The 268-nt window shown below is 70.5% G+C and carries 1 protein-coding gene; it reads right to left on the reverse strand.

What is annotated here, in order from left to right; all coding sequences use genetic code 11:
* On the reverse strand, positions 1-268 hold a 268-nt coding region (locus tag CVH10_RS20990), incomplete at both ends, for a hypothetical protein (protein WP_219924928.1).

Below are 268 nucleotides of genomic sequence, written 5' to 3' on the forward strand. Positions count from 1 at the left end.
TGCCCAGGTCGTCACCACGATCGGCGTGGTGATGGTGGTGATGGTCGCCGGCGCTGAAATCCTGACGGACCTCGACGATGGTCTGATCCTCGCGCTGCGGTGCTGGGGTGGGAGCACCGGAGGACACGTCGCGCGTTGCTTGCGGGGTGTCCGCGCGAGCGTCGCCGGCAGCCTGTGCCCGTGCGTCGCGCAGGTCCCGGAGCATGATGACCTTGCCCTCGCCCTGGCCCTGTGCCTGCCCCTGCGCGCCGCCCCGTCCATTCTTCGC

Origin of the sequence: Halomonas sp. ND22Bw (assembly GCF_003011945.1) — a bacterium.
GTDB classification, from domain to species: Bacteria; Pseudomonadota; Gammaproteobacteria; order Pseudomonadales; family Halomonadaceae; genus Halomonas; species Halomonas halophila.